Consider the following 26,475-nt stretch of genomic DNA (forward strand, 5'->3'; position numbering starts at 1 on the left):
GTCGACCGTCCGGGACGGGCGATCGGTAGATTGTTCATGTCGGGCCGGCGGCGGATCCCCGCCGCCGGCCCGCGACGTCGGGAGGGTCCGTCCGGTGTCCGGCGCCCGAGACGTTCCTCGCGTACAACACAACAGACGGTGAAAATCCCATGACTGATGCACCTCCCGGCTCCTGGTCCGCCGACACGTCCGGTGGCGGGGGCGCGCCGGCCCGTACGGTGACGCTGACCGACCTGCTGCGGGTGCCGCTGCACCGGATCCGGCTGGTGGCGTCGGTCGCGGTCCTGGGTCTGGCGGCCGGGCTCGGGTACGTCTTCCTCGTCCCGGGCGCGGTCACCGCGAACGCCGTGGTCGCGGTCCGCCCGGTCGTCACCGACGCCTTCACGCCTGGCGCGCCCTCCGACCGGGCGGTGAACATGAACGTGGAGAGCGGCATCGCCACCGGGACCGACGTGGTGCGGCGCCTGGTGGAGGCCACCGGCCGGGACCAGCGCGACGTGCGGGACGCGCTCGAGGTCGAGGTGCCCACCGGCGGCCAGATCCTGCGCTTCCAGTACTCGGCGAACTCCCCCGAAGAGGCGGTGGAGGCCGTCAACGTGGCGGCGCAGGCCTACCTCGACGTGCGCCGCGGCATGTACGAGCGGCAGCGGGACGAGATGCTCCGCTCCTACGACGACAGCATCGCCAAGGTGCAGGCCGAGCAGGCGGCGCTGCAACGGCGGATCGCCAACGCCCGCGACGGCGCCGTGGACGCGGCGGTGGCCGAGCTGGGCGGCGTCAACAGCCGGCTGACCCAGCTCAGCTCCCAGCGCAGCGAGATCGCGGCGGTCGACGTGAACCCGGGCTGGGTCACCCGCACGGCCGAGAAGGCGCTGGTCTCCCCGGGCGGCAACCGCCCGCTCTACCTGGCCGTCGGCCTGCTGGGCGGCATCCTGCTCGGCGTCGTGCTGGCGTACCTGTGGGAATCGGTGGACCGCCGGATCCGGTCGGTCGACGACGGCCGGGACGCGACCGGCCTGCCGCTGCTCGGCACGGTGCGCAGCCGGCCGTTCCGCGGCTCCCGGCACGCGATGGACGCCGACATCCGGTACGTCGCCTTGGCGATCGCCGAGCGGGTCCGCGAACCCGCCCGGGTGGCGCTGCTGACCACCCGGGAGGACCAGTCGGCGATGACCGCCGGCCTGGCGGTGGCGCTCGCCGCCACCGGCCGGGACGTGTACGTCGCCGACGACAGCGGCCGCCTGGACCGGCTGCGTGCCGAGGTGCTGGCCGGCCTGGGCCGGCTCCCCGCCGCGGCCAACCCGGCCCGCCCGGTCGTACCCAAGCCCCGCGAGGGCGGCGCGGCCAGCGTCGACGACGTCACCGAGGTGATCACCGTCCGCCGGCCGTCCCCGCACCCCACCCCCCGTCCCTCGACCGACCCGGACGCCACCATGACCCTGCCCCGGGTCACCTCCGGTGCGCCGCCGGTCAGCGGGAAGAGCAAGGTCAAGACGACCGCGGACGAGGTGCCGGTGGGTGCCGGCGGCGTGCGGTTCGGCACCTGGCGGCAGCGGGCCGCCAACGGCCTCGTGCTCTTCAACGCCCCGCCCGCCGAGGCCGACGAGCGCGGCGTCGCCGCCGCCCGGCAGGGCACCGCCGTGGTGGTGGTCGAACAGGACCGGACGCGCCAGACGGACCTGCGCCGGTTGGCGGAACGGCTGCGCGCCGCGGGGGTCACACCGCTCGGCTTCGTCCTTGCCCGCAGCGGGTGGGGGTGACGGTGCCCCGCACCCGGGCCCCGTCCGTCAGCGAGCCGGCCGGTGAGGACCCGGCCGCGATCGGGCCGCCCCCACCTCCACCGCCTCCGCCACCCCGGCTGCCGGTCTGGCCGCTGGCGGTGATGTTCGGCCTGGTGCCGGTGTGGTGGGCGGCGGGCGCGTTCTACCTGGGCTGGTCACTGCTGGGCGCGGTGCTGCTGGCGCTGCTGCTCGTCCGGGGTCGGGTGCCGCTGCCGCCGGGCAGCGGGGTGTGGCTGGTCTTCCTGGCGCTGGTCGTACTCAGCGCCACCCAGCTGTCGTCGCCGGGTTCGCTGCCCACCTTCGGCCTGCGGCTGGGGTTCTACGTGACCGCCCTGGTCGTCGGGGTCTACGTGTACGCCGTCGCGCGGGAACGCGGCGACCTGGCCGGCGTGCTGGTGCCGCTGTGCCTGTTCTGGTTCGGCCTGGTCCTGCTGGGCTGGCTGGGCGTGCTGGCGCCGAGGTTCGCCCTGACCACCCCGGTTGAGGTGCTGCTGCCCGGGGGCATCGCCGGCAACTCGTACATCCAGGACCTGGTGCACGTGACGGCCGCCGAGTTCAGCGAACGGTCGCTCGACCCGATCTACCGGCCGGCGGCGCCGTTCCCGTACACCAACAACTACGGCAGCGCGTACGCGATGGCCCTGCCGTGCGTCGTGGCGTTCACCATGCTGCGCCGGCGCGGCCTGCTGCGCTGGGCGCTGCTCGTGTCGCTGCCACTGTCGCTGCCGCCGGCGTTCCTCACCCTGAACCGGGTGATGTTCGCGAGTCTCGGCGCGGGCCTGCTGGTGCTCGGTCTGCGGGCGGCCCGGCGGGGAAACATCCGCGTCGGTGCCTCCGTCGTCGGGGTGCTCCTCGTCGGCGGGCTGGTCACGCTGTTCATCCCGGTCGCCGAGATGATCGGCAACCGCGTCGAGGCCAGCGACACCAACAGCGACCGGCTCTCGCTCTACGCCGAGGTGCTCCGGCGCATCGCGGAGTCGCCGTGGCTGGGCTACGGCGCACCGGTCAGCGCGGACACCCTCACCGCGGCGGCCCCGGTCGGCACGCAGGGCCAGCTGTGGATGGTGCTGTTCAGCCACGGGGTGCCCGCGCTGGTGTTCTTCCTCGCCTGGTTCGCCGTCGCGGCGGTGATCTGCGCGCGCGCCCGCTCGGCGGCGGGGCAGTGGCTCGCGGTGCTGCCGGTGGTGTGCGTCGTGCAGATCCCGTTCTACGGCATGGCGAGCCCGAACCTCGCCGTCGCCTTCTTCGCGATCGCCGTCACCATGGCGCTCGTCGAGCGGGAGGCCGGGGCGCGCCACGTGATCCAGCTCCGCCCGGCCGGTGGCCCGGGGGCGGTGGCCGGATGACCGCCGCGACCCGCCCGCCGTCCGGTACGGCCGGACGCGCCGACGCCACCACCGCCGAGTCGCGGCGCAGCGCGCGCAGCGGGGCGGCCGGGCTGTTCGGCGCGGCCGTCAACGGGCTGTTCGGCTTCGTGCTGGCGGTGGTCATCACCCGGGGGTACGGCACCGAGGGCTCCGGTGCCTTCTTCGCGGCGATCGGCGTCGTCACGGTCGCCGCCGCCGTCTGTGTGCTGGGCGCGGAGACGGGGCTGATCTGGGCGCTGCCCCGGCGTCGCCGTGGCGCCGACGGTGACGCCGCACGGGTCCTGCCGGTGGCCCTGCTGCCGCCGATGTCCGCCGCGATCGTGGTCGCCGCGGCCGGGGTGCTCGCCGCCGGCACGCTCGCACCCCGGCTGCTGGACGGGCCGGGCGCCGAAGCCACCGCGCTGGTCCGGGCCAGCTTCGCCGCGGTTCCCGTGGTGGTGGCCATGACGTTGCTGTTCGCCGTGCTGCGCTGCGTACGGCCGATCCGCGCGTACGTGGCGGTGCAGTCGGTGCTGCTTCCGGTGGCGCGACCGCTGCTGGTGGGCGCGGCGGTCCTGACCTCCGGTGGGCTGCTGGCCGGGCTGACCGGCTGGCTGGTGCCGGCGGCGGTGGCCGTGCTGGTCACCCTGGTGCTGGTCGCCGGCCCGCTCGGCGTCGGCCGGGGGGCGGCCCTGCGTCCGGCGCCGGGCGACTGGTCGACGTTCTGGAGGTTCGCGCTGCCCAGGGCCGCCTCGGCGGCGATCGACGCGGGTGCCGTGTGGGTCGGCGTGCTGCTCACCTCGGTGCTCGCCGGGGCGGCCGAGGCGGGCGTGTTCGGCGCCGTCGGGCGGTACATCCTGGCCGGCCAGCTCGCGATGCAGGGCCTGCGGGTGGCGGTGTCCCCGCAGCTCTCCCGGCTGCTCGGCGAGGGCCGGCCGGACGCGGCCGCCGCCGTGCACCGGCAGCTGACCACCTGGGGGCTGGTGCTGTCCTGGCCGCTCTACCTGCTGCTCGCCGTCTTCGGGCCGGCGTTCCTGGAGCTGTTCGGGTCCGGCTTCGCCACCGGCGCCGCCGCGATGACGGTGCTCGCCGTGGCCATGCTGGTGAACACCGGGGTGGGCAACGTGCAGAGCCTGCTGCTGATGGGCGGTCGCAGCGGCCTGCACCTGGTCGCCACCGTGGCCGGGTTGCTGGTCACCGTCTCCCTCGGTCTGGTGCTGATCCCCGGCCACGGCGCCACCGGCGCGGCCCTGGCCTGGGCCGCCGGCATCGTCACCGAGAACCTGATCGCGGTGACGTGCGCGTGGCACGTGGTGCGGCATCCTCTGGTGGACGCGCCGATGCTGGCCGCGGCGGCGACCACCGTCGCCGGGGTGGGCGCCGCCGCGGCCGTCGGCGTGCTGGCCGGTGGCCGGGGGATCCCCGGCCTGCTGGCCGCGGTGGCCGTGCTGGCGGTCGCGTGCGTCGGCTTGTTGACGTTGCCCCGGGTGCGGCGCGGCATCCGGGTCACCATGAGGCAGATCCGTGGGCGGGGGGAGGCGGCCCCGGCCGCCTCCGGCCCCGCCGCACCGCAGCAGGAGGGCAGGTGAGGTCCGTCGTGCCGGCTTTGCGTGATCGGGTGAAGCAGTTGGTGCCGACCCAGGTGACCGAACGGGTGAGGGAGTCCCTCGTCGAGTACGGCGTACGGACCAGTGACCGGCGTCCGCTGCCGGATTTCCTCATCATCGGCACCAAGCGGGGCGGCACCACGTCCCTGTGGAACTACCTGATCCAGCATCCGCTGGTGCCGCGGCTCTTCCCGGCCTGGAACACGAAGTCCGCGCACTACTTCGAGGAGCACTGGCGGCGCGGCGAGGCGTGGTACCGCTCGCACTTCCCGACCGTGCGGCACCGGGAGGCGCTGGCCCGGCGGCACGGCGGGCCGGTCCGGGTCGGCGAGGCGGCCCCGCTGTACATGTTCCACCCGCTCGCCGCGCAGCGGGTGGCCGCGCTGATGCCGTCGGTCAAGCTCGTCGTGCTGCTCCGTGACCCGGTGGAGCGGGCGTACTCGCACTGGAAGGAGCGGCGCACCCATGGCATCGAGCCGCTGGACTTCGCCGACGCCCTCGCCGCCGAGGAGGAGCGCACCGCGGGCGAGCGGGAGCGGCTGATCGCCGAGCCGGAGTACTTCAGCGAGGCGTACGACTGGTACACCTACCGGGCCCGGGGCCGCTACCTGGAGCACCTGGAGCCGTGGCTGGAGCGCTTCGACCGTGGGCAGTTCCTCTTCCTGCCCAGCGAGGAGCTCTACCGGGACGCCCGGTCGACCTACCGGCGGACGCTGGACTTCCTCGGTCTTCCGCCGCACGACCTGCCCAGCTTCAAGGTCTACAACGACCGGCGCTCCGCTCCGCTGGACCCGGCGCTGCGGGCGGAGCTGACCGCCTACTACCGTCCCTACAACGAGGCGCTGCGGCAGCGGCTCGGGCTGGACCTCGACTGGCCGGACCGGTCCGCGTGACGGCGGCGGCCACCACGCCCGCCGACCCGCGTACCCGCACCGACGGGCTGGGCTGGGTGACCCGGGCGGTCTTCGGTGACGAGCGGGTGGAGTTGACCGTCGGCGGCCCGCCGTCGGCCGGCCGCCGGGTGGTGGCGCGGTACGCGATCGTCCCGTCCCCGGAGCGGGCCCGGTTCCTGCTGCCGCTCGGCTCGCCGCGGGCCACGGCGGCGTCGCTGCTGGCGTACAACGCGCTGCGGCCGCCGAAGGTGCGGGCGGTGCGGGCCGTCCTCGGTGGGGTCGCCCGGCTGCGTGGGATCGAGCTGGCCCCGTTCCCGGTCCTGACCGTGTCGCTGCCCGACGGGGTGGCCGCCGACGAGGCGCTGCTGGCGCAGCGGCTCGCCGCCCTGCTCGGCCGCGGTGCCGCGTACGCGGCCTGCGGGGTGCGCCCGCCGGACCCGAACCACAAGCCGACACTCCAGTTGTTCGACGCCGCCGGCCGTCCGCTCGGCTACGCGAAGATCGGGTGGAACGACGCCACCCGTGCGCTGGTGACCGCCGAGGCGGCGGCCCTGCGCGAGCTGCCCGCGTGCACCGGGGCTCCGGGCCATCCGGTCGCACCCCGGCTGCTCGTCGAGACCGCGTGGGCCGGGCAGGCCGTCGCGCTCGTCGAGCCACTGCCACCGGACGTGCGGGGCGTGCCCGCGACCGAGCCGCCCGAGGTGGCCGCGGTCCTCGCGGTGGCCCGCCGGGGCCGCCCGCCGGCCCCGCCCCGGGCGCTGGCCGGTTCGAGCTTCCTGACCCGGCTGCGGGCGGCCGCGGAGCGTGCCGCCGCCAGCACGCCGGACGGCGCACGGGCGGTCGCCGCGGTGGCCGCTCTCGCCCACCGGCACGGCGACACGGCCGTCGAGTTCGGCCACTGGCACGGCGACTGGGTGCCGTGGAACCTCGGCCGGCACGCCGGCCGGCTGGTCGCCTGGGACTGGGAGCACAGCGGCCCGGACGTCCCGGTCGGCTTCGACCTGGCGCACGACGCGTTCCAGCGGGCCCTCGTACTGCGTGGCGAGCCCGCGGGCACCGCGGCCGACGCCGTCGACGCCCAGCTCGCCCGGTACGGCGACGCGCTGGGCCTGGACCGGGCGGGACGGCGGCTGGTGGCCGACGGGTACCTGCTGGAGATGTGGCTGCGGACCTGGCGCCTGGCCGACGCCGGCGCGGGATGGAACGCCGCGCTGCACCCCGCCCTGTTGGACGTAATCGAGAAACGGCATAGCGGGTGATCATCCGGTCGCCCTATACAGCAACCACGCGAAATGTGATCTGCTCTCGCGTGGCGTCGATCGGAAATCCAAGCGAACTGTGGGGGTCGCGTGGAAACGAACACCGGGGATCGCGGCGATCCTCCTGTCCTGCTGCTGGTCGGGTCGAGCGGCGGGCACCTCGCCCAGCTGCTCGCACTGCGCACCTGGTACGAGCGCTGGCACCGCTGCTGGGTCACCTTCGACACCCCGGAGGCGATCTCGCTGCTCGACGGCGAGGAGGTCGTCCCGGCCCACCACCCGACCACCCGCAACGTGCGCAACCTGCTGCGCAACACGCTGCTGGCGGCACGGGTGCTGCGGCGGCGCCGGGTGGCCGCGGTGGTGACGACCGGAGCGGGCGTCGCGGTGCCGTTCGTGGTGCTCGCCTGGCTGCGGCGGATCCCCACCGTCTACATCGAGGTGTACGACCGGATCGACACCCCGACCCTGACCGCCCGCCTCTGCCGCCCCTTCCTGTCCGCGATGCTCGTGCAGTGGGAGGAGCAGCGCCGGCAGTACCCGGAGGCGACCGTCGTGGGGACGCTCCTGTGAGCGCGGAGCGGAGCCCCGCGGCCGCGGACGGAAGGCGGGCGCGGTGACGGCGGAGCGGGCCGCCGCGCCGGCGCGGGCGGACAACGGCCACCGGGTTCCTCGGCAGCGCGACCGCTCCGGCACCGCGCCGGTCCAGGTGCTGGTCGCGGTCGGCACGGACAAGCACCCCTTCGACCGCCTGGTCGGGTGGCTGGAGGGCTGGCAGCCGGCGGTCGCCGGCCGGGCCGCGTTGACCGTCCAACACGGACACACCCGGGCGCCCGACGTGCCCGGTGCGGTCGCCTTCCTGGGGCACGACGAGCTCCAGACCGCGATGTCCGGCGCCGACATCGTGGTCTGCCACGGCGGGCCGGCCACCATCCTGGAGGCCCGTCGGCACGGCCGCCTGCCGATCGTCGTCCCCCGGGACCCGTCGCACGGCGAGCACGTCGACGACCACCAGCTGCTGTTCGCGCGGCGGCTCGGCGCCGCCGGCATGGTGGTGCTGTGCGAGACCCGCGAGGCGCTCCTGGCGGCGCTCGCCACCGGGCTCGACGAGCCGGGCCGGTTCACCGTCCGGGCCGATCCCGACGCGGCCCGCGCGCAGGAGGCCGCCGTGGCGCGGGTCGGGGAGATCGTGGAGGACCTGGTGGCCGCGTCCGGCGGCCGGTGGAAGTGGTGGCGGCCGTGGAAGCGGTCGCACCGGAATGGAGCGCGACGATGACCGCACACCCGAGCGTGAGTGCCGTGGTGCCCACCCGGGACCGGCCGGAGCTGCTGCGGGCCGCGATCCGCGGCATCCTCGACCAGGACTACCCGGGCGACGTCGAGGTGGTCGTCGTGTACGACCGCACCGAGCCGGACCCGACGTTGGCCGAGCTGTCCCGGCCGGGCCGTTCGGTCCGGGTCATCCGCAACGAGCGCACCCCCGGTCTGGCCGGTACCCGCAACACCGGCGTCCTGGCCGCCACCGGTGAGCTGATCGCCTTCTGCGACGACGACGACGAGTGGCTGCCCGGCAAGCTGCGGGCGCAGGTCGACGCGCTCGCCGCCGCCCCCGGCGCCGAGTTCGTCTGCTGCGGGATCCGGGTCAGCTACGACGGGCACACCGTCGACCGGTCGCTGTCGCGCGAGCGGGTGACTCTCGCCGACCTGCTGCGGGACCGGATGACCGAGCTGCACCCGTCGACGTTCGTGATCCGCGCCGCCGCGCTGCGCGACGGCTTCGGGCTGGTCGACGAGGAGATCCCCGGCAGCTACGCGGAGGACTACGAGTTCCTGCTGCGGGCCGCGCGCAGCGCGCCGCTGGTGAACCTGCAGACCCCGTACGTGCTGGTGCGCTGGCACAAGCGGTCGTACTTCGCGCAGCGCTGGGACACCATCTCCGAGGCGTTGCAGTGGCTGCTGGAGCGCTACCCGGAGTTCGGCACGCAACCGGCCGGCGAGGCGCGGGTGGCCGGGCAGATCGCCTTCGCCCGGGCCGCCTCCGGCGACCGGCAGGGCGCGCTGCGGTGGGCGCGGCGCACCATCCGGCGCAACCCGCGGGAGCCGCGGGCGTACCTGGCGCTCGCCGTGGCCGGGCGGATGGTCCGGGCGGACGCCGTCCTGCGCACCCTGCACAAGCGCGGCCGGGGCATCTGAGCCGCGTACCCACTCCGGTCGTCCTCCGTGGCGAGCGGTCACCCCGACACAGCAGACAAGGATTCCGGCCGATGGCACTGCACTCGCTCAGGTTCCGCCTCGTCGACTCACCGACCTCGCTGGGCGCGAAGCGCCGGGCCCGGCGGGCGGCCTGGCTGTCGGAGACGTTCCCCGACCTCGCCGAGATGAGCGTCCTCGACCTCGGCGGGCGGGTGGAGAGCTGGGCGCGGGTGCCGGTCCGGCCGGCGCGGGTGCACGTGGTCAACCTGGAGCCGCTGCCGACCGAGCTGCCCGAGTGGGCCGAGGCCGACCACGCCGACGCCTGCGAGCTGCCGAAGAGCATCCTGAGCCGCCGGTACGACCTCGTCTTCAGCAACAGCGTGCTGGAGCACGTCGGCGGGCACGAACGCCGGCGCCGCATGGCCGAGGCGATCCGCGAACTGGCGCCCGCGTACTGGGTGCAGACGCCGTACCGGTACTTCCCGATCGAGCCGCACTGGGTGGCGCCCGGCATGCAGTTCCTCCCGGTGTCGGCGCGGGTGGTGGTCGCCCGGAAGTGGCCCCTGGCGTACACGCCGGGCAAGTCGTACGAGGCGGCGATGCGGCAGGTGCTGACCACCGAACTCATCGGCCGGGCCGAGCTGCGCTACCTCTTCCCGGGCGCCACCATCCGCAGCGAGCGGCTGCTGGGCCTCACCAAGTCACTGATCGCGATCAAGAAGTCGGCCTGATCCGGCCGGCTGGCGGACGGCCGCGTCCGCAGGGCGGGACGCGCCGGCCACCGCACTCCGGCGGCCCGCGCCCGTGACAGACTGACCGCTGTGTTGCGCTGGTTGACTGCAGGTGAATCGCACGGTCCCGCCCTCGTCGCGCTGCTGGAGGGCGTACCGGCCGGTGTCGAGGTGACGTCCGGGGAGGTCGCCGGTGAGCTGGCCCGCCGCCGGCTCGGCTACGGCCGGGGCGCCCGGATGTCCTTCGAGCAGGACGAGGTCGAGGTCATCGGCGGTCTGCGGCACGGCGTGACCCTGGGCAGCCCGGTGGCGATCCGGGTCGGCAACTCCGAGTGGCCGAAGTGGCGCAGCGTCATGGCCGCCGACCCGGTCGACCCGGAGGAGTTGGCCCGGCAGGCCCGCAACGCGCCGCTCACCCGCCCGCGCCCGGGCCACGCCGACCTGGCCGGCATGCAGAAGTACGGGCACACCGACGCCCGTCCGATCCTGGAGCGGGCCAGCGCCCGGGAGACCGCCGCCCGGGTCGCCGTCGGCGCCGTCGCGAAGGCGCTGGTCAAGCAGGCGCTCGGCGTCGAGATCGTCTCGCATGTGGTGGAGTTGGGCCCGGTCGCGGTGAAGCCCGGCCTGCGGCCGACCCCGGCCGACAGCGAGCGGATCGACGCCGACCCGCTGCGCTGCCTCGACCCGGAGGCGAGCGCCCGGATGGTCGCCGAGGTCGACGCCGCGAAGAAGGCCGCCGACACCCTGGGGGGCGTGGTGGAGGTCCTGGCGTACGGGGTGCCGCCGGGCCTCGGCAGCCACGTGCAGTGGGACCGCAAGCTCGACGCCCGGCTCGCCGGCGCGCTGATGTCGATCCAGGCGATCAAGGGCGTGGAGATCGGCGACGGCTGGCAGCAGGCCCGCTCCCGGGGCTCCGAGGCGCACGACGAGATCATTCCCAGCGCCACCGGGGTGCGGCGGGTCACCGACCGGGCCGGCGGGCTGGAGGGCGGCATCACCACTGGCGAGCCGTTGCGGGTGAAGGCCGCGATGAAGCCGATCTCCTCGCTGAACCGTGCCCTGTCGACCGTGGACGTCACCACCGGCGAGCCGGCCACCGCGATCAACCAACGCTCGGACGTGTGCGCGGTGCCGGCCGCGGCGGTCGTCGCCGAGGCGATGGTGGCGCTGGTGCTCGCCGAGGCGGCGGTGGAGAAGTTCGGCGGCGACTCGGTGGCCGAGATGCGGCGCAACCTCGCCGGCTACCTCGACGCGCTGGTGATCCGGTGACCGCGGCGACCCGTCCGGTCTGCGTCCTGGTCGGGGCGCCCGGCTCCGGCAAGACGACCGTCGGGCAGGCGCTCGCCGCCCGGCTGGGCGTGGAGTTCCGGGACACGGATCTCGACATCGAGCGGATGGCGGGCAAGCCGATCCCGGAGATCTTCGTCGACGAGGGGGAGGCGCACTTCCGTACCCTCGAACGGGCAGCCGTGGCCGCCGCGCTGGCGTCCTGTTCCGGGGTGCTCGCCCTCGGCGGCGGCGCGGTCCTCGCCGAGGAGACCCGGGGGGCGCTGGTCGGGCATACCGTCGTGCACCTGTCGGTGGAGCTGCCCGACGCGGTGAAACGGGTCGGGCTCGGCGCCGGGCGGCCGCTGCTCGCGATCAACCCGCGCGCCACCCTCAAGCACCTGATGGACCAGCGCCGCCCGCTCTACGCGGAGGTGGCGACGCACACCGTGGCCACCGACGGGCGCGCTCCGGAGGAGATCGCCGCCGAGATCGCCGGCCTGCTCAAGCCCTGACCGCGGTCGGCCGTGGCTGGCGTCGCGGCGCGGCCCGCTCCGGCCGCCAGCTGACCAGCAGGGCGAGGGCGAGCAGGATCTCGGCCAGGTCACCGCCGTAGTACATGACGGTTGCTCCGGCCCGCAGCTCGTCCGCGCCGGCCGGCACGTCGACCAGCAGGCCGGCGTAGAGGAGTTGGGCGAGGACGGCGTGCGCGGCCACGCCGACGCCGAGGACGAGCAGGCGCACCGGGACGCGGGGCCGGTGCGGTCCGGGGTCCGGGCCGGCGATCGACCAGGCGAACAGGTATCCGCTCAGCACGAAGTGCAGCTGCACCAGCCCGTGCATCACCGGACTGTCGAGGCTGGCCCGGTAGAGCGGGGTCAGGTAGAGCAGCCAGAGCCCGCCCGCGGTGAGCGCCAGGCCGGTGACCGGATGGGCGAGCACCCCGGCGACCGGGTGGCGCAGCAGCCGGACGGCCGCCCGCCCGGTGCGTGGGCGCAGGCTCCGCAGGGCCAGGGTGCCCGGCGCGCCGAGCACCAGCACGAGCGGCGCCAGCATGCCGAGCAGCAGGTGCTGGACCATGTGGCCGGGCAGGTCCCGGGCCGGCCAGAGCAGGCCGGCCACGAGCAGCGCCGCGCCCAGCCCGAAGCTGGCCGTCCGGCGGTGGCTCCAGCCCGCCCGGCCGGGGTCGCGCTGGCGCAGCGCGGCCGCCAGGTAGACCCAGAACAGCAGCAGCGGCACGAGCGCGGCCGCCGGGAAGCCCCCGTGCCCGGTGTGGGCCGCGCTCATCGCCCGGCGCAGAGGTCGACGGCGCGGGCCCGCCGCTGGACCGCCCAGCCGAGCGCGATCAGCACCACGCCGAGCGCGAGGAAGGCCAGGTCCCACCAGAGCTGGTGGGGGCCGCCGCGGACGTGGTGGATGCCGAGCAGGTGGTGGTCGACGATCCCCTCGACCAGGTTGAACAGGCCCCAGCCGACCAGCGCCCAGCCCCAGAGCATGGGGGAGCGCCACAGCCGGCCGCGCGAGCGGGTGACCCGGGAGTAGAGCAGGGCCAGGCCGGTCAGCACGGCGACCCACGTCACCACGTGGAAGAGGCCGTCCCACAGGGTGTTCATCTCCAGACCGGGCACGGTGTCCACGGGGTACGACTTGATCCCGACGTTGTCGGTGTCGGTGCTGCTGAGCAGGTGGTGCCACTGGAGGACCTGGTGCAGCAGGATGCCGTCGACGAAACCGCCCAGGCCGACGCCGAGGATCGTCGCCGGCACCCGGATGTCCGCCTCGTCGATGCTCGATCGGGCCATCGCCTGCACCTCCGCCGTGTCGGGTCGACCGCATCAGTACCCGTTTCCGCCCGTTCAAACGTTGTCCCGCGGCCACCGTTTGGACAGTCGCGGTGCCGGTGGCGCCGGCTCGACTAGGCTGCGCGCGATGGACGAGGTGACCCGGATCCCGGTCGGCGGCGAGCGGCCGTACGACGTGCTGGTGGGACGCGACCTGCTCGACCCGCCGCCCCTGCTGCTGCCCGGCGCGGAGCGGGTGGCCTTCCTGCACGCGCCGCCGCTGCAGGGCCTGGCCGGGGACCTGGCCGAACGGGTCGGCGCGGCGGGGGTCGCGCCGCTGCTGATCGAGGTGCCGGACGCCGAGGCGGGCAAGCACGTCGACGTGGCGGCGGCCTGCTGGGACCGGCTGGGCGAGGCCGGCTTCACCCGCAGCGACGGCGTGGTCGGCGTGGGCGGCGGAGCGGTCACCGACCTGGCCGGCTTCGTGGCGGCCTGCTGGCTGCGCGGGGTGCGGTGGGTGCCGGTGGCGACCTCGCTGCTCGGCATGGTGGACGCGGCGGTCGGCGGGAAGACCGGGATCAACACCGCCGCCGGCAAGAACCTGGTGGGCGCCTTCCACCCACCGGCCGGCGTGATCTGCGATCTGGCCACCCTGGACAGCCTGCCTCCGGCCGATTTGGCCGCCGGCATGGCCGAGGTGGTCAAGTGCGGGTTCATCGCCGACCCGGTGATCCTCGACCTGGTCGAGCGGGACCCGGCCGGCGCGCTGGACCCGACCGGGCCGGCGGCGCGCGAGCTGATCGAACGGGCGATCCGGGTGAAGGCCGACGTGGTCTCCGGGGATCTGCGCGAATCCGGGGTCCGGGAGGTGCTCAACTACGGGCACACGCTGGCCCACGCGATCGAGAAGGTGGAGGGCTACCGCTGGCGGCACGGCCACGCCGTCGCGGTGGGGCTGGTCTACGCGGCGGCGCTGGCCCGGCTGGCCGGCCGGCTCGACGCGGCGACCGCCGAGCGGCATCGCACCGCGGTGGCCGCGCTTGGCCTGCCCGCCGGCTACCGGGCCGACGCCTGGCCGGAGCTGTTGGCGACGATGCGGGTGGACAAGAAGGCGCGCGGCAGCGTGCTGCGCTTCGTGGTGCTGGACGGGTTGGCCCGCCCGGCGATCCTCGAGGGCCCGGCCGACGAGTTGCTGCACGAGGCGTACCGGGAGATCGCGACGTGAGGGTGTACGTGCTGAACGGGCCGAATCTGGGCCGGCTGGGCACCCGGCAGCCGGAGGTGTACGGCGTCACCACGTACGCCGACCTGGTGGAGCTGTGCGAGCGGACCGGCCGGGAGCTGGGGCTGGACGTGGTGGTCCGGCAGACCGACGCGGAGCACGAGCTGCTGGGCTGGCTGCACGAGGCGGCCGACGAGGGCGCGGCGGTGGTGTTGAACCCGGCCGCCTGGTCGCACTACTCGATCGCGGTGCGGGACGCCTGCGCGATGCTGCGCGCCCCGCTGGTCGAGGTGCACATCTCCAACATCCATGCCCGGGAGCCGTTCCGGCACCATTCGGTGGTCTCCGCGGTGGCGACCGGGGTGATCTGCGGCCTGGGCGTGGACGGCTACCGCCTCGCCCTGCACCACCTGGCCGTCCGGCCCGCCGCCTGATCGGCGCGGTCGCCCGGGACGCGGGCGGTCCTCCCCGGGTGCCTCGAACCGCCGTGCCGCCGGCCCGGCGACCTCCGCACGTCGGGGAGCACCTCGGCTGGCCGACGACGGCGCCGGCCGGCTGCGCCGGGCGGGAGCCGGCGGGCGCGGCCGGTGCTCGGTCGGTGCTCGGTCGGGCGCGGCTAGTAGACTTTCCAGGTCTGTCCGCCAAATCATGATCAAGGCAGGAAATGGCCACCACCAACGACCTGAAGAACGGCCTGGTACTCAACCTCGACGGCGAGCTGTGGTCCGTCGTGGAGTTCCAGCACGTCAAGCCTGGCAAGGGTGGTGCGTTCGTGCGTACCACGCTGAAGAACGTGCTCTCCGGCAAGGTGGTCGACAAGACCTTCAACGCGGGCACCAAGGTCGATACCGCCACCGTCGACAAGCGCACAATGCAGTACCTGTACGCGGACGGCGAGGACTACGTCTTCATGGACATGGAGACGTTCGACCAGATCACCGTTCCCGGCGGCACCGTCGGCGAGGCGGCCAACTACCTGCTGCCCGAGGCCGAGGTGATCGTCGCCACCCACGAGAGCGTGCCGCTGTACGTCGAGCTGCCGACCAGCGTGGTGCTCGAGATCACGTACACCGAGCCGGGTCTGCAGGGCGACCGCTCGACCGGCGGCAACAAGCCGGCCACCGTCCAGACCGGCGCCACCGTGCAGGTGCCGCTCTTCATCACCACCGGCGAGAAGATCAAGGTCGACACCCGCGACGGCCGTTACCTCGGCCGCGCCTGATGGCCGAGGGTCCGAAGCAGCAGATGCCGGCGCGCCGCAAGGCGCGCAAGCGGGCGCTGGACGTGCTCTTCGAGGCCGACCTGCGGGACCGTCCACCGGTCGAGGTGCTCGCCGGCTACGTGGAGCGGATCGAGAAACCGCTCCCGGAGCACCTGGGCTACACGGTCAGCCTGGTCGAGGGGGTCGCCGGCCACCTCGACCGGATCGACGAGCTGATCGCCAGCTACGCCGAGGGCTGGACGCTGGACCGGATGCCGGCGGTGGACCGCAACCTGGCCCGGATCGCGGTCTACGAGCTGATCTACGTCGACGAGATCGACGACGCGGTGGCGATCAGCGAGGCGGTGGAGCTGGCCCGGCAGATGTCGACCGACGACTCGCCGCGCTTCCTCAACGGCATCCTCGGCCGGATCGCCGAGTACGCCACGCGCTGACGGCGGCGCCGCGGCATTCGACAGATACGACGAAAGGGCCCGTGCCGGACGGCACGGGCCCTTTCGGTCGTCAGCGCTCAGGAGGCGAAGAACGCCCGGGGGTCGGCGACGAGCACGCCGTGCTCGGTCAGCCGCTCGATCAGGCCGGACGGCGAGGCGTCGTAGACGATCGCCAGGGCGCGCAGGTCGTCGGCACGGATCGACAGGACGCGGCCGTTGTAGTCGCCGCGCTGCTGCTGGATCGCGCGGGCGTACCGGGCGACGTAGGCGAGGTCCTCCGAGGCCTCGTCGTAGAGCCGCTCGAGGTCCAGCACGATCTTGCTGGTCGGCTCGTGGCGGACGCCGCTGCCGTCGGGCAGCAGCTCGGAGACGGGAACGCGGTAGAAGTCGGCCAGCTCGGCGAGACGGGACACGGTGACCGCCCGGTCGCCGCGCTCGTACGAGCCGACCACCACGGCCTTCCACCGCCCGTTCGACTTCTCCTCCACGCCCTGCAGGGACAGGCCCTGCTGCTGGCGGATGGAGCGCAGGCGGGCGCCCAGCGACTTGGCGTACTCAGAGGGCATTCGGACACTCCCAGTGCTGCTCGGGGTTCTCCCGTCGATCGCTACGGAGCGTGACGGTACGGGGATTGCGACAGCCGGTCAAGTGGTCGTGACCTTCCCGTTTCACCGCGGGGGGAGTTGTCCCCATTTGGTCACCGTGACCACGACGTCAGCGGCCGGCGACGGTCCGTACGGTGACCACTGGTAACGTGGCCGGAAGCCCCCGGCCGGTCCGCCCGCGGCCCGCGCCGGTCATCCGACGTCCTTTAACGACCCGTCCCGTGAGGCGGGGAAGGAGGTCCGCCGTGGCCTACCCACCGGCTGCCCGACCGTCGACCGCCCGGCAACCCTCGGTGAAGGTGATCCTCACCAGCGCCGACGTGCAGCGCGTGGTCGACCGCATCGCCCACCAGATCCTCGAGAAGACGCAGGGCGCCCAGCAGACCGTCCTGCTCGGGATCCCCACCCGGGGTGCCCCGCTCGCCCGGCGGCTCGCCGCCCGGATCAGCGCCTTCGAGGGCGTCGACGTCCCGGTCGGCGTGCTCGACATCACTCTCTACCGCGACGACCTGCGCCGGCACGCCACCCGCGCGATCGGCCCGACCGAACTCCCGGCCGGCGGCATCGACGGCAAGCGCGTCGTCCTCGTCGACGACGTCCTCTTCTCCGGCCGTACGGTGCGTGCGGCGCTCGACGCGCTGAACGACGTCGGCCGGCCGGCGTCGGTGCAGCTCGCCGTCCTGGTCGACCGCGGCCACCGCGAGCTGCCGATCCGCGCGGACTACGTCGGCAAGAACATCCCGACCGCCCTCGCCGAGAGCGTGAAGGTCATCCTCGCGGAGACCGACGGCGCCGACGAGGTCAAGCTCTACGGGAGCAGCTCGTGATCCGGCACCTGCTCTCCGGCGCCGACCTGGACGCCGACACCGCCATCCAGATCCTGGACACGGCCGCCGAGATGGCCACCGTCGCCGGCCGGGAGGTCAAGAAGCTGCCCGCGCTGCGCGGCCGGACCGTGGTGAACCTCTTTTACGAGGACTCGACCCGCACCCGGATCTCGTTCGAGGCGGCCGCCAAGCGGCTCAGCGCGGACGTGATCAACTTCTCGGCGAAGGGCTCCAGCGTCGCCAAGGGCGAGAGCCTGAAGGACACCGCGCTCACCCTCCAGGCCATGGGCGCCGACGCGGTCGTCGTCCGGCACCCCGCCTCGGGCGCCCCGCACCGGCTCGCCGACTGGGTGGACGGCTCGGTGGTCAACGCCGGCGACGGCACCCACGAGCACCCGACCCAGGCGCTGCTCGACGCGTACACGATGCGCTCCCGGCTGGGCCGGCTCGCCGGCCTGTCGGTCGCGGTGGTCGGGGACGTGCTGCACAGCCGGGTGGCACGCTCCAACGTCCTGCTGCTCTCCACGCTCGGCGCCAAGGTCACCCTGGTCGGCCCGCCGACGCTGATCCCGGTGGACATCGCCGCGGCGCTCGCCCCCGGCACCGCCGTCTCCTACGACCTGGACGCGGTCCTGCCGCACTCGGACGTGGTGATGATGCTGCGGGTGCAGCGCGAGCGCATGAACGACTCCTACTTCCCGTCCGCCCGCGAGTACGCGCGCCGCTACGGCCTCGACGGGCCCCGGATGCGCCGGCTGCCGGAGCACGCCATCGTCATGCACCCCGGCCCGATGAACCGGGGCATGGAGATCACGCCCGAGGTGGCCGACTCGCCCCGCTCCACCATCGTCGAACAGGTCGCCAACGGCGTCTCCGTCCGGATGGCCGTCCTCTACCTGCTGCTCGGAGGGAACAACCGGTGACCGCGTACCTGATCACCAACGTGAGCGTCGTCGGCACCGCGCCGACCGACCTGCTGATCCGCGACGGCGTCGTCGCCGAGACCGGCGCGGGCCTGGCCGCGCCGGACGCCACCACCGTCGTCGACGGCACCGGCCTGGTGGCCCTGCCCGGCCTGGTCGACCTGCACACCCACCTGCGCGAGCCCGGCCGGGAGGACGCCGAGACCGTGGAGACCGGGTCCCGGGCGGCGGCCGTGGGCGGCTACACGGCGGTGTGCGCGATGGCGAACACCTCCCCGGTCGCCGACACGGCCGGCGTGGTCGAGCAGGTCTGGCGGCTGGGCCGGGAGGCCGGTCTGGTCGACGTGCAGCCGATCGGGGCGGTCACCGTCGGGCTGGCCGGCGAGCGGCTGGCGGAGCTGGGCGCGATGGCCGACTCCGCCGCCCGGGTGCGAATCTTCTCCGACGACGGGCACTGCGTCGCCGACCCGCGGCTGATGCGCCGGGCCCTGGAGTACGTGAAGGCGTTCGACGGCGTCATCGCCCAGCACGCGGAGGAGCCCCGGCTGACCGAGGGCGCCCAGATGCACGAGGGCGAGGTGTCCACCCGCCTCGGCCTCACCGGCTGGCCCGCGGTCGCCGAGGAGGCGATCATCGCCCGGGACGTGCTGCTCGCCGAGCACGTCGGCAGCCGGCTGCACATCTGCCACGTGTCCACGGCCGGCAGCGTCGAGGTGCTGCGCCAGGCGAAGGCCCGGGGGGTCCGGGTCACCGCCGAGGTCACCCCGCACCACCTGCTGCTGACCGACGAGAAGGCGGCCAGCTACGACCCGGTCTTCAAGGTCAACCCACCGCTGCGCACCGCCACCGACATCCAGGCCCTGCGTGCCGCGCTGGCCGAGGGCGTCATCGACATCATCGCCACCGACCACGCACCGCACGCCGTGGAGGACAAGGAGTGCGAGTGGGCGTACGCCCGGCCCGGCATGCTCGGCCTGGAGACGGCGCTGTCGATCACCCTGGACGTGCTCGGTCCGCAGTGGGACCTGATCGCCGAGCGGATGTCCCGCGCGCCCGCCCGGATCGCCGGCCTGGCCGAACACGGCCGGGACCCGGCGCCCGGCGTGCCGGCCAACCTGACCCTGGTGGACCCGGCCGCCCGCCGCACGATCGAGCCGGCCGAGCTGGCCAGCCGCAGCCGCAACACCCCGTACGCCCGGATGACGCTGCCGGGTCGCGTCGTGGCGACCTTCCTGCGCGGCGAGGCGACGGTCCTGGACGGAAAGGCGGTCAAGTGACCCGCAGACGACCCGCGATCCTCGTCCTCGAGGACGGGCGCACGTTCCACGGCGAGGCGTACGGCAGCGTCGGGGAGACCTTCGGCGAGGCGGTCTTCAACACCGGCATGACCGGCTACCAGGAGACGCTGACCGACCCCTCGTACCACCGGCAGGTGGTGGTGCAGACCGCGCCGCACATCGGCAACACCGGCGTCAACGGCGAGGACGACGAGTCCGGCCGGATCTGGGTCGCCGGGTACGTGGTCCGCGACCCGGCGCGGATCGGCTCGAACTGGCGCGCCACCGGCGGCCTGGAGGACCGGCTCGCCGCCGAGGGCGTGGTCGGTATCAGCGGCGTCGACACCCGCGCGCTGACCCGGCACCTGCGCGAGCGGGGCGCCATGCGGGTCGGCGTGTCCAGCGTCGAGACCGATCCGCGGGCGCTGCTGGCCCGCGTCCGCCAGTCGCCCCAGATGGTCGGCGCGGACCTCTCCGGCGAGGTGACCACCCGGCAGCCGTACGTGGTCGACGCGCAGGGGGAGCACCGGTTCACCGTCGCCGCCCTGGACCTCGGCATCAAGCGCAACGTGCCCCGGCGGCTCGCCGCGCGGGGCGTCACCACCCATGTGCTGCCGGCCGGCTCGACCATCGAGGACCTGCTCGCCACCGGCGCCGACGCGGTGTTCTTCTCACCCGGCCCGGGTGACCCGGCGACCGCCGACGGGCCGGTCGCGCTGGCCCGCGAGGTGCTGACCCGCCGGGTGCCGCTGTTCGGCATCTGCTTCGGCAGCCAGATCCTCGGGCGGGCGCTGGGCTTCGGCACCTACAAGCTGGGCTACGGCCACCGCGGCATCAACCAGCCGGTGCTCGACCGGGCCACCGGCAAGGTCGAGGTGACCAGCCACAACCACGGCTTCGCCGTCGCGTTCCCCGGCGCCGAGCCGGGGGCGGTCGTACCGGACCAGGTGATCGACACCGAGTTCGGCGGGGTCGAGGTCTCGCACGTGTGCCTCAATGACAACGTGGTCGAGGGGCTGCGGGCCCGGGACGTGCCCGCCTTCACCGTCCAGTACCACCCGGAGGCGGCGGCCGGCCCGCACGACGCGGACTACCTCTTCGACCGCTTCGCCGAGCTCATCGAGGGGCGCGCCCATGCCTAAGCGGACCGATCTCAAGCACGTCCTGGTGATCGGCTCCGGGCCGATCGTCATCGGGCAGGCCTGCGAGTTCGACTACTCCGGCACGCAGGCGTGCCGGGTGCTGCGCAGCGAGGGGATCCGGGTCAGCCTGGTCAACTCGAACCCGGCGACGATCATGACGGACCCGGAGTTCGCCGACGCCACGTACGTCGAGCCGATCACCCCGGAGTTCGTCGAGCTGGTCATCGCGAAGGAGCGGCCGGACGCGGTGCTGCCCACCCTGGGTGGCCAGACCGCGTTGAACACGGCCGTCGCGCTGCACGAGGCCGGCGTGCTGGAGAAGTACGGCGTCGAGCTGATCGGCGCCAACATCGACGCCATCCGTCGGGGCGAGGACCGCCAGCTGTTCAAGGACATCGTCGCCAAGGCGGGCGTCCGGATCGGCGTCGAGGACCCGGCCGCGCTGGTGCCCCGCTCCCGGGTCTGCCACTCGATGGACGAGGTCCGGGAGACCGTCACCGAGCTGGGCCTGCCGGTGGTGATCCGGCCGTCGTTCACGATGGGCGGCCTCGGCTCCGGGATGGCGCACACCGACGAGGACCTGGACCGCATCGCGGGCGCCGGCCTGGCCGCCAGCCCGGTGCACGAGGTGCTCATCGAGGAGAGCGTGCTCGGCTGGAAGGAGTACGAGCTCGAGTTGATGCGCGACCGGCACGACAACGTGGTGGTCGTCTGCTCGATCGAGAACGTCGACCCGATGGGCGTGCACACCGGCGACAGCGTCACCGTGGCCCCGGCCATGACACTGACCGACCGGGAGTACCAGCGCCTGCGGGATCTCGGCATCGCGGTGCTGCGCGAGGTGGGGGTGGACACCGGCGGCTGCAACATCCAGTTCGCGGTGAACCCGGCCGACGGCCGGATCGTCGTGATCGAGATGAACCCCCGGGTGTCCCGCTCGTCGGCGCTCGCCTCGAAGGCCACCGGCTTCCCGATCGCGAAGATCGCGGCGAAGCTCGCCATCGGCTACACCCTCGACGAGATCCCCAACGACATCACGCTGAAGACCCCGGCGGCGTTCGAGCCGACGCTGGACTACGTGGTGGTGAAGATCCCCCGGTTCGCGTTCGAGAAGTTCCCGGGCGCCGACCCGGAGCTGACCACCACGATGAAGTCGGTCGGCGAGGCCATGAGCCTGGGGCGTAACTTCACCGAGGCGCTGAACAAGGCCATGCGCTCGCTGGAGACCAGGGCGGCGGGTTTCTGGACGGTGCCCGACCCGGCCGGCGCGACCAGGGAGAACACGCTGGCCGCGCTGCGCATGCCGCACGACGGGCGGCTCTACACCGTCGAGCGGGCGCTGCGGCTCGGCGCGTCGATCGCCGAGGTCGCCGCCGCGTCCGGCGGCATGGACCCGTGGTTCCTCGACCAGATCGCCGCCCTGGTGGAGCTGCGCGCCGAGATCGTCGACGCGCCGGTGCTCGACGCCGACCTGCTGCGCCGGGCCAAGCGGGCCGGCCTGTCCGACCGGCAGCTCGCCGCGCTGCGTCCCGAGCTGGCCGCCGAGGACGGCGTACGCACCCTGCGACACCGCCTCGGTGTCCGGCCGGTCTACAAGACCGTGGACACCTGCGCGGCCGAGTTCGAGGCGATGACCCCGTACCACTACTCGTCGTACGACTCGGAGACCGAGGTCCTCGGCTCGGCCCGGCCCAAGGTGCTCATCCTCGGCTCCGGGCCGAACCGGATCGGGCAGGGCATCGAGTTCGACTACTCCTGCGTGCACGCCGTGATGGCGTTGCGGGACGTCGGCTTCGAGACCGTGATGGTCAACTGCAACCCGGAGACCGTCTCCACCGACTACGACACCGCCGACCGGCTCTACTTCGAGCCGTTGACGTTCGAGGACGTGCTGGAGGTGTGGCACGCCGAGGACTCCACCGGCCGGGCCGCCGGCGGCCCGGGGGTGGTGGGGGTGATCGTGCAGCTGGGCGGCCAGACTCCGCTGGGCCTCGCGCAGCGCCTCAAGGACGCGGGCGTCCCGGTGGTCGGCACCTCCCCGGAGTCGATCCACCTCGCCGAGGAGCGGGGCGCGTTCGGCTCCCTGCTGGCCCGCGCCGGGCTGCGCGCACCGGCGCACGGCACCGCCACCTCGTACGACGAGGCGAAGGCGATCGCCGATGAGATCGGCTACCCGGTGCTGGTCCGCCCGTCGTACGTGCTCGGCGGGCGGGGCATGGAGATCGTCTACGACGACACCACGCTGCGCGACTACATCGGCCGGGCCACCGACATCTCCCCGGACCACCCGGTGCTGGTCGACCGGTTCCTCGACGACGCCATCGAGATCGACGTGGACGCGCTCTGCGACGCCGACGGCGAGGTCTACCTCGGTGGCGTGATGGAGCACATCGAGGAGGCCGGCATCCACTCCGGGGACTCGTCCTGCGCCCTGCCGCCGATCACGCTGGCCGGCTCGCACGTGACCCAGGTCCGCCGCTACACCGAGGCCATCGCCCGGGGCATCGGGGTGCGCGGCCTGCTCAACGTGCAGTACGCCCTCAAGGACGACCAGCTGTGGGTGCTGGAGGCGAACCCGCGCGCCTCGCGTACGGTGCCGTTCGTCTCGAAGGCCACGGCGGTGCCCCTGGCGAAGGCGGCGGCCCGCATCGCGCTCGGCGCCACCGTCGCCGAGCTGCGCGCCGAGGGCCTGCTCCCGCCTGGCGGGGACGGCGGTTCGCTGCCGCCGGACGCGCCGATCGCGGTCAAGGAGGCGGTGCTGCCGTTCAAGCGGTTCCGCACCCCGACCGGCAAGGGCATCGACTCGCTGCTCGGGCCGGAGATGAAGTCGACCGGCGAGGTGATGGGCATCGACACCGCCTTCGGGCACGCCTTCGCCAAGTCGCAGTCCGCCGCGTACGGCTCCCTGCCCACCGCGGGGCGGATCTTCGTCTCGGTGGCCAACCGGGACAAGCGCGGCATGATCTTCCCGATCAAGCGCCTCGCGGACCTGGGCTTCGAGATCGTGGCCACCACCGGCACCGCCGAGGTGCTGCGCCGGCACGGCATCGCCTGCGAGCAGATCCGTAAGCACTACGAGTCGGGCGCGGGTGAGGACGCGGTGTCGCTGATCCGCTCCGGCGAGGTGGCGCTGGTGGTGAACACCCCGCAGGGCTCCGGGGCGAGCGCCCGCTCCGACGGGTACGAGATCCGCAGCGCCGCCGTGACGGCCGACATCCCGTGCATCACGACGGTCCCCGGCGCCGCCGCGGCGGTCATGGGCATCGAGGCGCGGATCCGCGGCGACATGCAGGTCCGCCCCCTGCAGTCCCTCCACGCCTCCCTCCACGCCTCCCTCCACGCCTCCCTGCGAGCCGACCGGTGACCCCCGCGCGACCCCGGGCCGCCGCCCCCACCACCCAGTTGATCAAGAAGTTTTGGTGCGCTGAGGCGATCGCTGACGCCCAAAACCTCTTGATCAACGGGGGTGGCCGCGGGGGAGGCGCGGCGTGATCTTCGAGCGGACGGTCCGGCCGGTGCTGTTCCGGGTGGGCCGGGGGGACGCGGAGGCGGCGCACGAGTTCACCCTGCGGCGGCTCTCCGGTCTCGCCCGGGTGCCCGCCGCGCTGGCGCTCCTGCGGGCGCGGTACGCCGTGCGGGCGCCCCGGACCGTGTTCGGCGTGGAGTTCCCGAATCCGGTGGGACTGGCGGCCGGGATGGACAAGGACGGGGTGGCGTTGCCGGCGTGGCCGGCGTTGGGCTTCGGGTTCGTCGAGGTCGGTACGGTCACCGCGCGCCCGCAGCCGGGCAATCCCCGGCCCCGGCTGTTCCGGCTGCGTGCCAGCGAGGCCGTGGTGAACCGGATGGGCTTCAACAACGCCGGCGCCGAGGCCCTCGCGGCGCGGCTGGCGGCGCTGCCCCGCCCGATCGGCGTGCCGCTGGGCATCTCCCTCGGCAAGTCCAAGGTCACCCCGCTGGAGGAGGCGGTCGAGGACTACCGCTCCTCGTACCGCGCCCTGCGCGACCACGGCGACTACTTCGCCGTCAACGTCTCCTCGCCGAACACTCCGGGCCTGCGGTCCCTGCAGGACCGGGCCCACCTGGACGCGCTGCTGGCCGCCCTGGTGGGGGAGAAGCCGGTGCTGGTGAAGATCGCGCCGGACCTGACCGAGCCGGCGATCGCCGAGCTGCTGGAGGTCTGCCTGGCCCGGGGAGCGGCCGGGGTGATCGCCACCAACACCACCCTCGCCCGTGCCGGGCTCGCCCCGGCGGACCGGGCGCGGGGCGCCGAGACGGGCGGGCTGTCCGGCCGGCCGCTGGCCGCCCGCGCGCGGGAGGTGGTCGCGTTCGTGCACCGGGAGACCGGCGGGCGCCTGCCGATCGTCGGCGTCGGCGGCATCGCCACCCCGGACGACGCGGCGCGGATGTTCGACGCCGGCGCGTCGCTGATCCAGCTCTACACCGGTTTCATCTACCGCGGCCCGGCGCTGGTCCGCAGCACCGCCGCCGGCACCCGATGACCCACGCGATCCGGCACTTTCGGGCGCCGACAGGGTGGATCGAACCGACCGATGAAAGGTCGAGCGGAGGGAGGGAGCTTCGTGACGCCTGAGGAGATATCGGCGGCGGACGCGGCGCATGTCTGGCATCCGTACGCGGCTGTGCCGCCCGCCAGCGCGCCGTACGTGGTGGAGGGCGCGTCCGGGGTCCGGTTGCGACTCGCCGACGGGCGCGAACTCGTCGACGGGATGTCGTCGTGGTGGGCGGCGATCCACGGCTACCGGCACCCGGTGCTGGACGCGGCGGTGACCGACCAGCTCGGGCGCATGAGCCACGTGATGTTCGGCGGGCTGACCCACGAGCCCGCCGTCACGCTGGCGCGTAGCCTCGTCGAGCTCGCCCCGGACGGCCTGGAGCACGTCTTCCTGGCCGACTCGGGCTCGGTGAGCGTCGAGGTGGCCATCAAGATGTGCCTGCAGTACCAGCGGGCCACCGGCCGGCCGGAGCGCCGCCGGCTGGGCACCTGGCGGGGCGGCTACCACGGCGACACGTTCCACCCGATGAGCGTCTGCGACCCGGAGGGCGGCATGCACCACCTGTGGGGGGACATGCTGCCCCGGCAGGTGTTCGCCCCGGTGCCGCCGGGCGGGTTCGACTCGCCGCCCGATCCGGCGTACGAGGCGGCCCTGGCCGACGCGATCGCCCGGCACGCGCACGAGCTGGCCGCCGTCGTCGTGGAGCCGGTGGTCCAGGGCGCGGGGGGCATGCGGTTCCACAACCCCCGCTACCTGCGGGTGCTGCGGGAGGCCACCCGCGCGCACGGGGTCCTGCTGATCTTCGACGAGATCGCCACCGGCTTCGGCCGCACCGGCACCATGTTCGCCGCCGAGCACGCCGGGGTGGCCCCCGACGTGCTCTGTGTCGGCAAGGCCCTCACCGGGGGCTACCTGACCCTGGCCGCGGCGCTGTGCACGGCGGAGGTCGCCCGGGGCATCTCGGCCGCCGGGGTGCTCGCCCACGGCCCGACGTTCATGGGCAACCCGCTCGCCTGCGCGGTCGCCAACGCCTCCCTGGGCCTGCTGCGCGCCGGTGCCTGGCCGGCGCAGGTGGCCCGCGTCGAGGCGGGCCTGCGGGCCGGCCTGGAGCCGCTGCGCGGCGCGCCGGGCGTCGCGGACGTCCGGGTGCTCGGCGCGATCGGGGTGGTGCAGCTCGACCGCGAGGTGGACCTGCCGGCGGCCACCGCCGCCGCCGTCGCCGAGGGCGTCTGGCTGCGGCCGTTCCGGGACCTGGTCTACACCATGCCCCCGTACGTCACCGACGACGCCGACCTGGCCCGGATCGCCGCCGGGGTCGCGGCCGCGGTGAAGGCGGGCTGAGCCGCCGGTCCAGCCGCCCGGAGTACGCGCGACCGCGCGGGACGCCCGACCGGAACCGGGCGGGAGAGCACGCGGACGGCACCCGCCGCCCGCCGGAGAGGCGCCCGGGTC

General features: G+C 74.1%; 25 protein-coding genes. 22 read left to right on the plus strand and 3 right to left on the minus strand.

The genetic code is table 11. The features are described 5' to 3' along the window. The first annotated feature begins 149 nt into the window (after window positions 1-149). The 11 genes from EV376_RS15885 (at window position 150) to EV376_RS15935 (ending at window position 11,591) form a co-directional block, all read left to right on the plus strand. Window positions 150-1,760 (plus strand): lipopolysaccharide biosynthesis protein, encoded by a 1,611-nt coding sequence (locus EV376_RS15885; RefSeq protein WP_130324049.1) that lies wholly within the window; start codon window positions 150-152, stop codon window positions 1,758-1,760. A 2-nt stretch (window positions 1,761-1,762) separates the two neighbouring features. Next, window positions 1,763-3,127 carry an O-antigen ligase family protein gene (locus tag EV376_RS15890; RefSeq protein WP_130324051.1) on the plus strand — a complete coding sequence of 455 codons (1,365 nt, stop codon included), beginning with the start codon at window positions 1,763-1,765 and terminating at the stop codon, window positions 3,125-3,127. Then, window positions 3,124-4,716 carry a lipopolysaccharide biosynthesis protein gene (locus EV376_RS15895; protein WP_130324053.1) on the plus strand — a complete coding sequence of 531 codons (1,593 nt, stop codon included), beginning with the start codon at window positions 3,124-3,126 and terminating at the stop codon, window positions 4,714-4,716. The genes EV376_RS15890 and EV376_RS15895 overlap by 4 nt, the downstream gene beginning before the upstream one ends. A gap of 8 nt (window positions 4,717-4,724) precedes the next feature. Beyond that, on the plus strand, window positions 4,725-5,627 hold the full coding sequence (locus EV376_RS15900; RefSeq protein WP_130328681.1) for a sulfotransferase domain-containing protein: 903 nt from the start codon (window positions 4,725-4,727) through the stop codon (window positions 5,625-5,627). After that, a complete protein-coding gene (locus EV376_RS15905; RefSeq protein ID WP_130324055.1) occupies window positions 5,624-6,886 on the plus strand; it encodes a hypothetical protein in 1,263 nt (420 codons plus the stop codon). The genes EV376_RS15900 and EV376_RS15905 overlap by 4 nt, the downstream gene beginning before the upstream one ends. A gap of 90 nt (window positions 6,887-6,976) precedes the next feature. Next, a complete protein-coding gene (locus EV376_RS15910; protein WP_130324057.1) occupies window positions 6,977-7,459 on the plus strand; it encodes a glycosyltransferase family protein in 483 nt (160 codons plus the stop codon). 136 nt (window positions 7,460-7,595) lie between these two features. Beyond that, entirely contained in the window at window positions 7,596-8,162 is a 567-nt protein-coding gene (locus EV376_RS15915; RefSeq protein ID WP_130328682.1) for a glycosyltransferase, read from the plus strand. Next, a complete protein-coding gene (locus EV376_RS15920; RefSeq protein WP_130324059.1) occupies window positions 8,159-9,079 on the plus strand; it encodes a glycosyltransferase family 2 protein in 921 nt (306 codons plus the stop codon). Before EV376_RS15915 ends, EV376_RS15920 begins: the two co-directional genes overlap by 4 nt. 71 nt (window positions 9,080-9,150) lie before the next feature. Then, entirely contained in the window at window positions 9,151-9,810 is a 660-nt protein-coding gene (locus EV376_RS15925; protein WP_130324061.1) for a class I SAM-dependent methyltransferase, read from the plus strand. A 90-nt stretch (window positions 9,811-9,900) separates the two neighbouring features. Further along, window positions 9,901-11,079, plus strand: coding sequence for a chorismate synthase (gene aroC / locus EV376_RS15930; RefSeq protein WP_130324063.1), 1,179 nt, complete (start codon window positions 9,901-9,903; stop codon window positions 11,077-11,079). After that, window positions 11,076-11,591: a shikimate kinase gene (locus tag EV376_RS15935; protein WP_130324065.1), complete on the plus strand. Its 516-nt coding sequence runs from the start codon at window positions 11,076-11,078 to the stop codon at window positions 11,589-11,591. Before aroC ends, EV376_RS15935 begins: the two co-directional genes overlap by 4 nt. Here EV376_RS15935 and EV376_RS15940 read toward each other — a convergent pair. Together EV376_RS15940 and EV376_RS15945 are read right to left on the minus strand one after the other, a co-directional pair. Then, on the minus strand, window positions 11,581-12,363 hold the full coding sequence (locus tag EV376_RS15940) for a cytochrome c oxidase assembly protein (protein ID WP_130324067.1): 783 nt from the start codon (window positions 12,361-12,363) through the stop codon (window positions 11,581-11,583). The two genes, EV376_RS15935 and EV376_RS15940, sit on opposite strands and share 11 nt — an antisense overlap. Beyond that, window positions 12,360-12,878, minus strand: a complete 519-nt coding sequence (locus EV376_RS15945) for a DUF2243 domain-containing protein (protein ID WP_130324069.1) — start codon at window positions 12,876-12,878, stop codon at window positions 12,360-12,362. The genes EV376_RS15940 and EV376_RS15945 overlap by 4 nt, the downstream gene beginning before the upstream one ends. Window positions 12,879-13,005: 127 nt before the next feature. Here EV376_RS15945 and aroB point away from each other — a divergent pair, with 127 nt between their 5' ends. The 4 genes from aroB to nusB all read left to right on the plus strand — a co-directional run bounded on the left by aroB (window position 13,006) and on the right by nusB (window position 15,735). After that, complete coding sequence (aroB, locus tag EV376_RS15950) at window positions 13,006-14,082, plus strand: 3-dehydroquinate synthase (protein WP_130324071.1); 1,077 nt, start codon at window positions 13,006-13,008, stop codon at window positions 14,080-14,082. Continuing rightward, window positions 14,079-14,513 carry a type II 3-dehydroquinate dehydratase gene (gene aroQ / locus EV376_RS15955; RefSeq protein ID WP_130324073.1) on the plus strand — a complete coding sequence of 145 codons (435 nt, stop codon included), beginning with the start codon at window positions 14,079-14,081 and terminating at the stop codon, window positions 14,511-14,513. The genes aroB and aroQ overlap by 4 nt, the downstream gene beginning before the upstream one ends. Before the next feature lie 230 nt (window positions 14,514-14,743). Further along, window positions 14,744-15,301: an elongation factor P gene (efp, locus tag EV376_RS15960; RefSeq protein WP_130324075.1), complete on the plus strand. Its 558-nt coding sequence runs from the start codon at window positions 14,744-14,746 to the stop codon at window positions 15,299-15,301. A gap of 23 nt (window positions 15,302-15,324) precedes the next feature. Next, entirely contained in the window at window positions 15,325-15,735 is a 411-nt protein-coding gene (nusB, locus tag EV376_RS15965) for a transcription antitermination factor NusB (protein ID WP_207228558.1), read from the plus strand. Window positions 15,736-15,812: 77 nt separating this feature from the next. On the opposite strand, the gene bldD is transcribed toward nusB, so the two are convergent. After that, on the minus strand, window positions 15,813-16,301 hold the full coding sequence (bldD, locus tag EV376_RS15970; protein WP_013285505.1) for a transcriptional regulator BldD: 489 nt from the start codon (window positions 16,299-16,301) through the stop codon (window positions 15,813-15,815). A gap of 284 nt (window positions 16,302-16,585) precedes the next feature. Between bldD and pyrR the strand changes: the two genes are divergently transcribed. From pyrR to EV376_RS16005, 7 genes are all read left to right on the plus strand, one after another. Beyond that, window positions 16,586-17,167 carry a bifunctional pyr operon transcriptional regulator/uracil phosphoribosyltransferase PyrR gene (pyrR, locus tag EV376_RS15975; protein WP_130324079.1) on the plus strand — a complete coding sequence of 194 codons (582 nt, stop codon included), beginning with the start codon at window positions 16,586-16,588 and terminating at the stop codon, window positions 17,165-17,167. Further along, complete coding sequence (locus EV376_RS15980; RefSeq protein ID WP_130324081.1) at window positions 17,164-18,090, plus strand: aspartate carbamoyltransferase catalytic subunit; 927 nt, start codon at window positions 17,164-17,166, stop codon at window positions 18,088-18,090. The genes pyrR and EV376_RS15980 overlap by 4 nt, the downstream gene beginning before the upstream one ends. Continuing rightward, on the plus strand, window positions 18,087-19,367 hold the full coding sequence (locus EV376_RS15985) for a dihydroorotase (protein WP_130324083.1): 1,281 nt from the start codon (window positions 18,087-18,089) through the stop codon (window positions 19,365-19,367). Before EV376_RS15980 ends, EV376_RS15985 begins: the two co-directional genes overlap by 4 nt. Continuing rightward, window positions 19,364-20,509 carry a glutamine-hydrolyzing carbamoyl-phosphate synthase small subunit gene (carA, locus tag EV376_RS15990; RefSeq protein WP_130324085.1) on the plus strand — a complete coding sequence of 382 codons (1,146 nt, stop codon included), beginning with the start codon at window positions 19,364-19,366 and terminating at the stop codon, window positions 20,507-20,509. The genes EV376_RS15985 and carA overlap by 4 nt, the downstream gene beginning before the upstream one ends. Next, window positions 20,502-23,873 carry a carbamoyl-phosphate synthase large subunit gene (carB, locus tag EV376_RS15995; RefSeq protein WP_130324087.1) on the plus strand — a complete coding sequence of 1,124 codons (3,372 nt, stop codon included), beginning with the start codon at window positions 20,502-20,504 and terminating at the stop codon, window positions 23,871-23,873. Before carA ends, carB begins: the two co-directional genes overlap by 8 nt. 124 nt (window positions 23,874-23,997) lie before the next feature. Next, on the plus strand, window positions 23,998-25,008 hold the full coding sequence (locus EV376_RS16000; RefSeq protein ID WP_130324089.1) for a quinone-dependent dihydroorotate dehydrogenase: 1,011 nt from the start codon (window positions 23,998-24,000) through the stop codon (window positions 25,006-25,008). 81 nt (window positions 25,009-25,089) lie between these two features. After that, the gene (locus EV376_RS16005; RefSeq protein WP_130324091.1) at window positions 25,090-26,364 is read left to right on the plus strand and encodes an adenosylmethionine--8-amino-7-oxononanoate transaminase; all 1,275 of its coding nucleotides are present in this window, start codon (window positions 25,090-25,092) and stop codon (window positions 26,362-26,364) included. Window positions 26,365-26,475 lie beyond the last annotated feature (111 nt).

Source organism: Micromonospora sp. CNZ295, assembly GCF_004217535.1.

What these genes read in the sequence shown, in the direction of transcription:
- EV376_RS15885 (WP_130324049.1), top strand. Translation starts at nt 150, where the DNA reads ATGACTGATGCACCTCCCGGCTCCTGGTCCGCCGACACGTCCGGTGGC.
- EV376_RS15895 (WP_130324053.1), top strand. Translation starts at nt 3,124, where the DNA reads ATGACCGCCGCGACCCGCCCGCCGTCCGGTACGGCCGGACGCGCCGAC.
- EV376_RS15920 (WP_130324059.1), top strand. Translation starts at nt 8,159, where the DNA reads ATGACCGCACACCCGAGCGTGAGTGCCGTGGTGCCCACCCGGGACCGG.
- EV376_RS15925 (WP_130324061.1), top strand. Translation starts at nt 9,151, where the DNA reads ATGGCACTGCACTCGCTCAGGTTCCGCCTCGTCGACTCACCGACCTCG.
- EV376_RS15940 (WP_130324067.1), bottom strand. Translation starts at nt 12,363, where the DNA reads ATGAGCGCGGCCCACACCGGGCACGGGGGCTTCCCGGCGGCCGCGCTC.
- EV376_RS15945 (WP_130324069.1), bottom strand. Translation starts at nt 12,878, where the DNA reads ATGGCCCGATCGAGCATCGACGAGGCGGACATCCGGGTGCCGGCGACG.
- aroB (WP_130324071.1), top strand. Translation starts at nt 13,006, where the DNA reads ATGGACGAGGTGACCCGGATCCCGGTCGGCGGCGAGCGGCCGTACGAC.
- efp (WP_130324075.1), top strand. Translation starts at nt 14,744, where the DNA reads ATGGCCACCACCAACGACCTGAAGAACGGCCTGGTACTCAACCTCGAC.
- nusB (WP_207228558.1), top strand. Translation starts at nt 15,325, where the DNA reads ATGCCGGCGCGCCGCAAGGCGCGCAAGCGGGCGCTGGACGTGCTCTTC.
- bldD (WP_013285505.1), bottom strand. Translation starts at nt 16,301, where the DNA reads ATGCCCTCTGAGTACGCCAAGTCGCTGGGCGCCCGCCTGCGCTCCATC.
- carB (WP_130324087.1), top strand. Translation starts at nt 20,502, where the DNA reads ATGCCTAAGCGGACCGATCTCAAGCACGTCCTGGTGATCGGCTCCGGG.